The sequence below is a fragment of the Myceligenerans crystallogenes genome (assembly GCF_039529775.1).
Taxonomy (GTDB): domain Bacteria; phylum Actinomycetota; class Actinomycetes; order Actinomycetales; family Cellulomonadaceae; genus Myceligenerans; species Myceligenerans crystallogenes.
Genome location: NZ_BAAANL010000001.1, coordinates 768,737 through 779,898 on the forward strand (window position 1 = coordinate 768,737; position 11,162 = coordinate 779,898).

At 73.4% G+C, this 11,162-nt stretch carries 9 protein-coding genes and 1 tRNA gene; 5 read left to right on the forward strand and 5 right to left on the reverse strand.

All coding sequences use genetic code 11. The features are described from left to right. Nucleotides 1-144: 144 nt before the first annotated feature. The gene (locus tag ABD208_RS03170) at nt 145-996 is read left to right on the forward strand and encodes a M15 family metallopeptidase (RefSeq protein ID WP_344099409.1); all 852 of its coding nucleotides are present in this window, start codon (nt 145-147) and stop codon (nt 994-996) included. Nucleotides 997-1,071: 75 nt separating this feature from the next. On the opposite strand, the gene ABD208_RS03175 is transcribed toward ABD208_RS03170, so the two are convergent. The 4 genes from ABD208_RS03175 to argS form a co-directional block, all read right to left on the reverse strand. Continuing rightward, nucleotides 1,072-1,734 (reverse strand): CYTH domain-containing protein, encoded by a 663-nt coding sequence (locus ABD208_RS03175; RefSeq protein ID WP_344099411.1) that lies wholly within the window; start codon nt 1,732-1,734, stop codon nt 1,072-1,074. A 223-nt stretch (nt 1,735-1,957) separates the two neighbouring features. Then, nucleotides 1,958-2,536, reverse strand: a complete 579-nt coding sequence (locus ABD208_RS03180; protein ID WP_344099413.1) for an STM3941 family protein — start codon at nt 2,534-2,536, stop codon at nt 1,958-1,960. Nucleotides 2,537-2,612: 76 nt separating this feature from the next. After that, complete coding sequence (gene lysA, locus ABD208_RS03185) at nt 2,613-4,031, reverse strand: diaminopimelate decarboxylase (RefSeq protein ID WP_425561070.1); 1,419 nt, start codon at nt 4,029-4,031, stop codon at nt 2,613-2,615. A 116-nt stretch (nt 4,032-4,147) separates the two neighbouring features. After that, nucleotides 4,148-5,809: an arginine--tRNA ligase gene (gene argS, locus ABD208_RS03190; protein WP_344099415.1), complete on the reverse strand. Its 1,662-nt coding sequence runs from the start codon at nt 5,807-5,809 to the stop codon at nt 4,148-4,150. 184 nt (nt 5,810-5,993) lie between these two features. Here argS and ABD208_RS03195 point away from each other — a divergent pair, with 184 nt between their 5' ends. The 3 genes from ABD208_RS03195 to ABD208_RS03205 all read left to right on the forward strand — a co-directional run bounded on the left by ABD208_RS03195 (nt 5,994) and on the right by ABD208_RS03205 (nt 9,057). Continuing rightward, nucleotides 5,994-7,223, forward strand: coding sequence for a SigE family RNA polymerase sigma factor (locus ABD208_RS03195; protein ID WP_344099417.1), 1,230 nt, complete (start codon nt 5,994-5,996; stop codon nt 7,221-7,223). An 82-nt stretch (nt 7,224-7,305) separates the two neighbouring features. Next, a complete protein-coding gene (locus tag ABD208_RS03200; RefSeq protein WP_344099419.1) occupies nt 7,306-8,793 on the forward strand; it encodes a hypothetical protein in 1,488 nt (495 codons plus the stop codon). Between the two features lie 188 nt (nt 8,794-8,981). Beyond that, nucleotides 8,982-9,057 (forward strand) — tRNA-Arg (locus ABD208_RS03205). Nucleotides 9,058-9,189: 132 nt separating this feature from the next. On the opposite strand, the gene ABD208_RS03210 is transcribed toward ABD208_RS03205, so the two are convergent. Then, nucleotides 9,190-9,915: a TetR/AcrR family transcriptional regulator gene (locus ABD208_RS03210; RefSeq protein ID WP_344099421.1), complete on the reverse strand. Its 726-nt coding sequence runs from the start codon at nt 9,913-9,915 to the stop codon at nt 9,190-9,192. A gap of 154 nt (nt 9,916-10,069) precedes the next feature. On the opposite strand from ABD208_RS03210, the gene ABD208_RS03215 reads away from it, so the two are divergent. Beyond that, a complete protein-coding gene (locus tag ABD208_RS03215; RefSeq protein ID WP_344099423.1) occupies nt 10,070-10,996 on the forward strand; it encodes an NAD-dependent epimerase/dehydratase family protein in 927 nt (308 codons plus the stop codon). Nucleotides 10,997-11,162: the final 166 nt, after the last annotated feature.

Below are 11,162 nucleotides of genomic sequence, written 5' to 3' on the forward strand. Positions count from 1 at the left end.
TGCCGGGTGGCACCGCGGGATTGAGTGTGTTATTTCCTACATTTACGTAGTACCGGACTTGGCAGTGGCGAGAGCGGTCGCTAAGGTCAAGGCCGGATAACGATCCGCCGCACTGGGGGGTAGCGGCACGGACCTGGAGGAGCAGTGGAGCCACCGGCCGGCACGGGCCTGCAGCCCGGCTACCCGACGCGCCGAGCGCGGCGCGAAGCCCTGGAGCGCGCCCAGGGCACCCGGCGGGTCTCCCGCCCCGTCCGCAAGGTCCGCGGATCCGGGGCCGAGCGCACCGCGCCCGCCCAGCGCTTCCTGTCCCGCACCGCGGTGCTCGGCACGCTCGCGGCGGCCACGATCGGCGTGCCGCTGGGCCAGCAGGCCGAGCGGTCCGGGGAGTCGCCGTTCGAGGTGGAGGCCGCTCCCACCGGCCCCTCGCCGCTGGACCTGGTCACCGAGCCGGAGACCGCCCCCCGCGCGTCGGAGAACGTCATGGCGGCCGCGCCCCTGGAGCGCACCGGGCGACAGGCGGTCAGCCGTGAGGCGGAGCGCGGGCCGCTGCCGGACTGCGACTTCGACGCCCCCGTCGAGGGCGGCAACGGGCTGCTCGCCGACCACTCGCTGTGCGAGCTGTGGCAGGACCAGGAGTTCCTGCGGCCCGACGCCGCGGTCTCCCTCTCCGCGCTCAACGAGGCGTTCCGGACCGCCTTCGGGCGGGACCTGTGCCTCGTGGCGAGCTACCGCGACCTGGAGACGCAGTACGCGGTGAAGGCCGCGCGCGGCTTCTGGGCGGCCTCGCCCGGCACCTCGATGCACGGCTGGGGCCTGGCGATCGACCTGTGCTCGCAGGAGACGGGCAACAGCGAGGTCTACTCCTGGCTCTGGGCGAACGCCCCCGCGTACGGCTGGCAGAACCCGGCCTGGGCCCAGGTGGGCGGCGAGAAGTACGAGCCGTGGCACTGGGAGTACGTCGCAGGCGTCCAGGAACTGGGCCTCTGGGAGGGCTGACCTCCGCCGTCAGATCGGGACGCGGAGCGTCGCGGCGTAACCCTTTGCCGGCCGAGCCCTTCGCCGTGCGCGGTGTCAGGTCGCCAGGTGGGTGTTGGGGCCGAAGTCGTCGCGGAAGCGCGGGCCCTGGGCTGCCAGCTCGGCGTCGAACCCGGCGGACCAGGTGCGGTACGGGGCTTTCGCCAGCTGGTCGTTGGAGAAGCGGGCGTCGTCGGTGATCTCTGTGACGCAGAAGTCGGGGATCTGCAGGTCGGTGACCGGGCCGGAGCGTTCGCACTCGGCGACGACCAGGGGGTGGTTCGCGCCGCCGAAGACGTCGATCGACCAGCCGTCCGCGCCCAGCCAGGCCGCGTAGCGCGTCTTGACGATCGGCGCACCGCCACGGCTCACGAGTTCGACGGCGATCCCCGGGTCGAGCGGGCGTTCGGCCTCGTAGCGGGTGCCGCCGACCGCCGGTCCCTTGACCGTGACCGCCGCGAAGTCGATCGCCGCGGTGTGCTCGCGGAGCAGGTCGGCGAGGGCCGTTCCGGGTTCCTGGGGCGCGTCGACGTCGCTCGCCTGGACGCGGACCCGCAGCGCGTAGCCGTCGTCGGCCACGAAGTAGGACTGCACGATGAGCGCGGGGGCGTCGCGGAGCTCGCGCGGGAAATCCCGCACGAAGAAGCGTCGCTCGAACTCGAAGTCACCGTACGTGGTCTCGGAACCGACGTCGTGACCGGTCTTGTCGAGGTCGCTCACAGCTGATCCCCTGTCGCCCGTGCCAGGTGCTGCCCCAAGTCTACAGGACCCATTTCGCCCGTTCGCCGCGGCCTGTCCGTGTCCGTGGAACACGACGACCTCGGACCGGCGGGCCGACCGGCGGGCGGCCGGCCGCGGGATCGCCGGCCGGCGAGCCGCCGCGCGCGGCGGCTCTCCCGTTGCCGGACGCACAACGGGAGAACCGCCGGTCCGCGGCGCCGGCTCAGGCCGGGACGTGCTCGGCCAGGGCCGCCTTGATCTGCTCGGACGTCGCGTCGATGCTCCCCGGCTTGAGGATGACGGGCGTGCCGGCGAGCCGGGCGTTCGTGGTGGCCGCGACCCGGCGCAGCGGGCCGCGCTGCCGCGCGATGACGGCCGCGGGGTCGACGACGTCGACGGCGACCACCGGGCGTCCCGCGACGTGCGCGTCGCGGATGCCGGTGACCTCGCTCCACTCGACGCGTTCGCTGCCGAGGTTGGGCAGCCAGTCGGTGAAGCCCTCGTCGTCGACGATCAGCACGGGCCACCGCGCCACCAGCATGCGGCGGAGCGCGATGAAGGCGGCGCCGAGCGCCATGACGGCGCCGACGGCGCCCGCGCCGGTGACGACCAGCGCGAGGGTGGACGGATCGGTCTGCACGGCGTTGAAGCCGACGACGTCGGCCGCCCCGCAGACGACGGCGAGGATGAGGGCCGCGACCGCGAGGACCGCGGCATGGCCTCGCGACGGGTAGAACCGCACGACGTCCTCGGGGGCGCCGGCGGTGGTACGGGTGGTCTCGTGCGCTGTCGCTTCGGACATGACCCGGACCATACCGCCAACCCGCCCACGGGTGAAAAGCCGCTCAGCGGACATGCCGCCGGAGCCCGTCCGGAGGTCAGCCCTGGTCGAGCGCCAGGAGATCCGCCTCGGTTTCCCGGCGGACCAGCACGCGGCTGGCACCCTCGCGTACGGCCACGACGGGCGGCCGCGTGAGCATGTTGTAGTTCGACGCCATGGAGCGGCCGTAGGCGCCCGTCGCGGCCACGGCGAGCAGATCGCCCGCCTGGATGTCGCCCGGGAGCATGACCTGGTGCACCACGATGTCGCCGGACTCGCAGTGCTTGCCGACCACGCGCGCCAGGACCGGCTCCGCCGCCGAGGCGCGGCCCACGATCCCCGCGTGGTAGTCGGCGCCGTACAGGGCGGGGCGGATGTTGTCGCTCATGCCGCCGTCGACCGAGACATAGAGCCGGGTGAACGGCTCGGCGCCGTCGTCCCCGCCCACCGTCACGGGCTTCACCGTGCCGACCGTGTACAGCGTCAGGCCCGCCGGGCCCGCGATCGCACGGCCCGGCTCGATGGAGAACCGCGGCAGCGGTGTGCCCAGGCTCGCGGCGACGTCGGCCACCGACGAGGCGATGTCCTTCGCCACGCGCTCCGGGTCGAGCGCCACCTCGCCCGGCAGGTAGGCGATGCCGTAGCCGCCGCCGAGGTCGACCTCCTCGACCAGCACGCCGGAGCGCGCGGCCAGCGCCGCCCGCAGGTCCAGCACCGCGCGCGCCGCCGCCTCGAAGCCGTCCGGGTCGAGGATCTGCGAGCCGATGTGCGAGTGGATGCCCAGCAGCTTCAGGCTCGGCTTGTCCAGGACCCGCAGCAGGGCGCTCATCGCCGGGCTGTCCGGAGCCGGCGACGCCGCGCCGGCCGCCGCGCCGGTCGCCGTCGAGTTGATCGACAGCCCGAACTTCTGGTCCTCGTGGGCGGTCGAGATGTACTCGTGGCCGCCCGCGTGCACGCCCGTGGTCACGCGCACCATGACCGGTGCGACGACGCCGCGCTCGGCGGCCAGCGCCGCCACCCGGTCGATCTCGGCGAGCGAGTCCACGATGATCCGGCCCACGCCGTGCTCGAACGCCCGCAGGATCTCCGCGTCCGACTTGTTGTTGCCGTGCAGCCCGATCGCCTCGCCGGGCACGCCCGCGCGCAGGGCGGTCGCCAGCTCGCCGCCCGACGCCGTGTCGACGCGCAGCCCCTCCTCGCGCGCCCAGCGCGCGATCGCCACGGTCAGCAGCGCCTTGCCCGCGTAGTACACGTCCACGCCCGTGCCGACCGCCGCGAAGGCGGCCTCGAAGGCCGTCCGGTAGGCGCGCGCCCGCGCGCGGAAGTCCGCCTCGTCCACGACGTACGACGGCGTGCCGTGCTCCGCCGCGAACTCGGTGACCGCGACGCCCGCGACCTCGACCTCGCCGTCGTCCCGGCGCCGCACGCCGCTCGACCACGGCGGCCCGGCCGGGCCGACGGGAAGTCCCGGCGTCACCCTTGTGACCGCCGGGCTCGTTGCCGGATCGGCCTGCCCGGTCCCGGCCGCCGTCGTCCCGGAGCCCTGCGTCACGGTTCCGGCCGTGCCTGCGTCCTTCGTGGTGCCCACGCCGCTCACATCCGTTCCGGGGCGCTGACGCCCAGCAGGTCCAGGCCGTTGGCGAGGACCGTGCGGACCGCGTCGTTCAGCCAGAGGCGGGTGCGGTGCGCGTCGGTCACCGCTTCGTCCGGGTACGGGTTGGCGCGCAGCTTGGCGTCGTCGTTGTACCAGGAGTGGTAGTCGCCGGCGAGCGCCTCGAGGTAGCGGGCGATCCGGTGCGGCTCGCGCAGCTCGGCGGCCTGGGCCACGATCCGCGGGTACTCGGTCAGGCGGCCGATGAGGGCGCTCTCCGACTCGTGGCTGAGCAGGGACGGGTCGAAGGCGTCCTCGCGGCGCACGCCGCGCTCGGCGGCGTTCCGGTCGACGGCGCAGGTGCGGCTGTGCGCGTACTGCACGTAGAAGACGGGGTTGTCGTTGGTCTGCTTGAGCATGTCCTCGCCCTGCAGCTCCAGCGGCGTGTCCGCGGGGTAGCGGGACAGCGAGTAGCGCACGGCGTCGCGGCCGATCCACTCGACCAGGTCCCGCAGCTCGATGATGTTCCCGGCCCGCTTGGACAGCTTCGCGCCGCCGACGTTCACGAGCTGGCCGATCAGGATCTCGATGTTCTGCTCCGGGTCGTCGCCCGCGCAGGCGGCGATGGCCTTGAGCCGGTTGATGTAGCCGTGGTGGTCGGCGCCGAGCAGGTAGATCTTGCCGGGGAAGCCGCGGTCCTTCTTGGACAGGTAGTAGGCGGCGTCGGCGGCGAAGTATGTGGGCTCGCCGTTGGCGCGGATCAGGACGCGGTCCTTGTCGTCCGTGAAGTCGGTGGTGCGCAGCCAGATCGCCCCGCCGTCGTCGTACACGTGGCCCTGCTCGCGCAGGCGGTCCACGGCCTTGCCGACGGCGCCGGAGTCGTGCAGCTCGCGCTCCGAGAACCACACGTCGAAGTGCACGCCGAAGCCGTCCAGGACCTCGCGGATCTCGGCGAGCTGGAACTTGTAGCCCTCCTCGCGGGCGACGGCGACCGCCTCGTCGTGGGGCAGCTCCGGCAGGTCCGGGCGCACCTCGAGCACCTTGGCCGCGAGTTCCTTGACGTACTCCCCGTTGTAGCCGCCCTCGGGGATCTCGCCGCCGGTCGCCCGGGCGAGGATCGAGCCGCCGAAGCGGTCCATCTGGGCGCCCGCGTCGTTGATGTAGTACTCGGCCTTCACGTCCGCGCCCGCGGCGCGCAGGATCCGCGCCATCGAGTCGCCGAGGGCGGCCCATCGGGTGTGGCCGATGTGCAGCGGGCCGGTCGGGTTGGCGCTGATGTACTCCAGGTTCAGGACCTGGCCGGCCAGGGTGTCCGTGCGGCCGTACCCCGCGCCGGCCTCGACGATGGTGCGCGCCAGCTCACCCGCCGCCCCGGCGTCGAGCGTGATGTTCAGGAAGCCGGGACCGGCCACGTCGACCGACTTGATGCCCGGGTTCTCGCCGAGCCGCGCGGCCAGGTCCTCGGCCAGCGCCCGCGGCGTCGTGCCCGCCTTCTTGGCGAGCTGGAGCGCGATGTTCGTGGCCCAGTCGCCGTGCTCTCGCTGCCGGGGTCGCTCCACGTGCACCGACGCGGGGATCGCGTGGGCGGGAAGCTGGAGGGTGCCGTCGGCGACGGCCGCGGCAAGGGCAGCGCTGAGCGCTCCGGAGAGCTCGGTTGGGGTCACGTCACGATTCTACGGGCGGCGCCGGACACTCTCCCGGCGTTTTCCACAGGCCGGGAACGGCGCCGCCGGTCCGCGTACCCGGGCCCGCGGGGCCGGCGCCGAACGAACGTCGGTCGGTCGGCAACCTTCCGTCCGGATCCGACGTCTATGGTCGAATCCGCCGTCACGAACCCGAGAGGCGCACATGACCACCGACGACCAGCCTGCGGCGACCCGGCCGCACCCCGGCGAACGGGTCCAGATCCTGGCCAGAGGCGCCTCGGCCGAGGAACGCTTCACCGCGTTCGCTGAGGCGAGCATCGCGGGCCTCACCCGGATCGCCGTCATGCTCTGCGGGGACGAGCACCGCGCCCACGACCTGGTCCAGGTGGCGCTGGAACGCACGTACCGGGCGTGGCACCGGGTCGGCGACGGAGAACCGTTCGCCTACGCCCGGAAGGTGATCGCCACCGCGCGGATCGACACCTGGCGGAGCACCCGCCGCGACCTCCTGGTGGACCCGCACCAGCTCCGCGGTGCGGTGACCCGGGACCCGGCCGAGGCCGTGCTGCACCGCGACGAGGTGGTCCGCGCCCTGCGCATGCTTCCGCCCGCGCAGCGGCGGGTGATCGTGCTGCGGTACCTCCTCGACCAGACGGAGGCGCAGACCGCGGCAGAACTGGGGATCTCCGTCGGGGCCGTGAAGTCGGCCACCTCGCGCGGCCTTGCCCGGCTCCGCGTCCTGCTCGACGGCGCTCTCGTGGCGCCCGGACCCGTGCCCGTGAACCTGGACGGCCGGACCATGGCCGAGCGTGCCGTCCGGCGGGAGAAGCGCCGCCGTGCGGTGCTGGCCGTCGGTGCCGCCGCGCTCGCTGCGCTGCTCGTCGTCGTGGGGATGTGGGCGGTTCCCGGCCTGTGGACTGCCGCTCCGGTCCTGCCCGGTCAGCGCACCTCCGTCCTGGGCCCGGCGCCGTCGTCGGATCCCGCGTGGAGCGACCCTCCCCGGTACGAACCCCTTGCGCGGCCGGCCGGCTCCTGGACCGAGGAGTCGGTCGGATCGCTCCGGCTGTCCGTCCCGTCCGGCTGGACACGCGGCGGCAGTCCAGCGGATACCCGGCGTGGCTCGTGGTACGACGGCCCGGCCGAGGTCTCGAACGACCGCGCCGAGCTCTACGTCCACCGTCAGGCCGAACGTTATCCGTGGGACAAGACGGTCGCGGCTGACGTGACGCACGTCGAGGTGGACGGCGCGGCCTCCGTCCTCGTCGTGCGGGACGATGATGTGGGCGACTTCGATCGGCCGGTTTTCAGCGCCGTCGCCGAGATCGTCCTGGAAGAAGGCGGCGTCTACGTCGTCGAGTACACGGCGCCCGACGGCGCCCAGCAGGAGCAGCTCCTCGGCACGATCCTGGGGTCGCTCGCCGTCGACCCGTAACAGGCCGCCCGGGGGCGGCAACCTTTCCGGTCCTGGTGACGTTCGTGCTCGGCATTCCGGTCAACGAGGAGGATCTGATCCGATGACGGTCGACGACGGTACGGCGCGGCACCCGCGCGCCGGCAAGGACACCAGCCATCCGGCGCGCCCCAGGGTCGCCGCGGCCGCGGTCACGCTGCTGGTCGGGGCAGGAGGGCTGACGGCGTGCACACCGTCGGCCGAGGGCACGGCTCCCGGCGGCTGGGAGCGGCACTCGGCGAGCGGGGTCTCGTTCGCCGTGCCACCGGGCTGGGAGTATCACGAGCGTCAGGCCTGGCCGGGTGTCTGGACCCCGCCGGGGACGGACCCGGACACCCGGGGAGGCCCTCGCCTCACCGTCCGCTCCGGGAACGTGTTCGGCGGGGGCTTCGGCGGTGAGGCGCGGGAACAGGAGATCGACATCCCGGGAGTTCCCGGCGCCACGTACTACCACCACGACATTCCTCCGGAGGACCACGACGTGCACGAGCTCGTGGTCCGGCTGTCGGAAGGCGAGCCCACGTTCGCCGACTTCGTCGTGGTGGTGCTCGAACTGGAGGCCGGCGACCTGGCCGACGCCGAGTCCCGGGAGACGTTCGACCAGATCGCGGCGTCGATCCGGGTGGAGGGGGAGACCGACTACGAGGCCGTCCGCCGGTTCGGGGGCGCCTCCGAGCTGTCACGCGCCGACGACGTCGCGGACCTGCCGGACCTCGCCGATCTCCCGGCCGGGATCCCCGACGGCTGGTCCTGGGCGGGGCCCAGCGGCCTGCGGATCACCCTTCCCGACGGCTGGCTCCCCGACGAGGACGAAGGAACGCCCGGCTGGATCCACCCCGGGACCGGTGCGCGGATTCGTGCCGACGAAGCGCCCTCGGCCGACGCCTGGGAGGTCCCGGGGGAGGGCACCCCGTTCGTCATGCGGGGCGCCGACATCGCGGTCGCCAGCGGCTACACGGTCACCGACAAGACCGGTCAGGAACTCGTCGAGGTCCGGGTCGACGTCCGCCGGGAGGGCGGGCGTGGGTACACGGCCTTCGTCGACGCACCCGCCGAGGATCTCGAGGAGATCCTGGTCCCCTTCCTGGGGTCGCTGAAGTTCAGCCCTGAGGCGGGCGGGACCCAGTGGGTCAACGAGCTGCCCGAGTACCCGCACCTGGCCACGCCCCCGGCGGCCTGGGGCAGGTCCACGGTCAACGACCGCCTGGAGCTCGCCGTGCCGGACGGCATGGACGAGGGAATCGAGGGCTACTGGACCAAGGCCGGCGAGGACGAGGCCATGCTCTCCGTCGCCTTCAACCCCGGGGACATGGGACCGATCGAGAAGCCACGGCCCGGTCAGACCTCCGTGCAGCTGGACGGCGCCACCTCGGTGCTCGTCATCGAGGTGGAGGAGCACGACGGCCCCCCGGACATGTTCGTCGGCGTGGCCGAGTTCGTGCTGGAGTCCGGCGAGGTCGGCTCCATCGCGTACCACGCGGACGGTATCGAGCGGTCCCGGAAGGTCTTCGGCCAGATCCTCGGTTCGCTCGAAGTGGTCGGTGAGTCCTGACGCCCGGGTCGACGGCCACGTGATCGCCGGCCGGCCGGCGCCGTACGGTCCTGGCACACGCTGCCCGGCCACAACAGGCCGGCCGCCGGCAAGACGCTCGTCACACGGATTCGATGCGTGCACCGGGCCTGCCACCTGGTAGTCTCGGTTCGGCCGTTGAGGTGAGCGATCACCAGCACGCGGCTTCCGCGCCTGTAGCTCAGTGGATAGAGCGTCTGCCTCCGGAGCAGAAGGTCGGGGGTTCGAATCCCTTCAGGCGCACCAGACGGATGGGCGGAGTGTGTTCGGGCTTGCGGCCGAACCACTCCGCCTCGTCATTTCTTGCGGGGCGCAGCCCCGCATCCGTCCGGGGACCGCGCCCCCGGACCCCGCGGCGGGTGAGCTCCGCGGGTCGGCTCACCTGCGGGCCGGGCGGATCCCCAGGTCGCCCGCCAGGCGCATCGCCACCTGGTCGTACCAGGCCTCCAGGTCCGTGACCGAGCCCGTGAGATGCCCGAACAGCTCGAACGAGATCGTGCCGAACAGCTGGGTCCAGGCCATGAGGGTGCGGGCCACGGACTCGGCCGGGACGTCGTCGGACAGCAGGCCCCGCGTGACGACGAACGTGCGCGCGCCCGCGACGACGTCGTCGACCGGGCCGGCGCCTTCCGGCGGCGGTAGCGGGCGGGCGCCCGCGCGGTGCGCGTCCTCCACGATCCGGACCAGGGTCAGGATGACGCGCGTGGCCGGTTCGATCGTGTCCTGCGGGGCCGCGTAGCCGGGGATCGGCGTGCCGTAGAGCAGGGCGAAGTCGCCCGGGTGACTCACGCACCAGGCGCGCAGCGCGCGGCACGCCGCGAGCCAGCGCCCGAGGATGTCGTCCTCGGCCACGGCCGCCTCGGCGTGCTCGACGGCGTCGCCGAGCTCGCCGTACGAGTCCAGCAGGAGCCGGGTGAGCAACGCGTCCCGGCTCGGGAAATAGCGGTACACCGCCGACGAGACCATCCCCACGTCCCGTGCGACCGCGCGCAGCGACAGGGCCGACGGCCCGTCCGTCCGCAGGCGCTCGCGCGCGGCGTCCAGGATCTCCTGCGTCAGGGTCTCGCGCGCCAGTGCGCGTGCCGTTCGTGGCGTGCTGCTCATGGCGCCCAGCGTGCCATCCGAGATCGCTGCACGCAAAGCAGAGCACTGCTCTTGAAACTGATCGCCGGCCGTGCCATGATCGTCCTCGAACGAGAGCACTGCTCTCGTTTCGAACCGCCGATCACGTTGCCCAGCACCAGCCCAGGAGCCCTCCATGAACACCACCGATCACCACGTCGTCGCCGGCGCCGGCCCCGTCGGCCGCAACGTCGCCGCACTCCTCGCCGAGCGCGGCTCCCGCGTCACGGTCGTGACGCGATCCGGCCGCGACACCGGCATCGCCGGCGTCGAGCACCTCGCCCTCGACGCCACCGACGCCGGCGCGCTGGCCCGCGTCGCGGACGGTGCCGCCGTGCTCTACAACTGCGTGAACCCCGGCAGCTACACCGAGTGGGCCAAGACCTGGCCGCCGCTCGCGGCCTCCCTCCTGACGGCGGCCGAGCGCTCCGGCGCCGTCTACGCGATCACCGGCAACCTCTACCCCTACGGCCCGGTCACCCGTCCCATGACCGAGGACCTGCCCGACGCCGCCACGGACCACAAGGGCGTCCTCCGCGCCCGCCTCTGGGCCGACGCCCTCGCCGCCCACCAGGCGGGCCGGGTCCGCGCGGTCGAGGTCCGCGGCTCGGACTACGTCGGCGTGGGCGTCGGCCCCAACGGCCACGTCAGCCGCGTGGTCCCCGGCGCGCTCCAGGGCAAGACGGTCCAGATGATGGGCCGCGTCGACGTCCCCCACACCTTCACCGACGTCCAGGACGTGGCCCGCACCCTGATCGCGGCCGCGCAGGACCCGGACGCCCAAGGCCGCACCTGGCACGTCCCCAGCAACCCGCCCGTCACCCAGCGCCAGGCCCTGACCGACGTCCTCGCCGCGGCGGGCAGGCCGCCGGTGAAGATCCGCGAGATCCGCGGCGTCACGCTCACGGCCCTCGCCGCCGTCGTCCCGCTGATGCGTGAGCTGCGCGAACTGATCCACCAGTTCGAGGCCCCGTACATCCTGGACGACTCCGCCGCCCGCGCGCGCCTCGGCCTCGAACCCACCCCCTGGGACGAGGTCTGCCGCCGCACGGCGGGTCTGTGACGCAGGTCCGTGAGACCCGGCGACCGGCGGCATGACGCCGCCCCGGGCTCTCCAGGGGGTGCGGAGAGCCCGGGGCGGGCGAGCCGGGGCGATGACCACGCAGGGAAGAGGAGCCTGCGCGGTCGTGCCCCGCGGGCGGCGCCCTCCGCGCCCCCAGAAGGCGCGG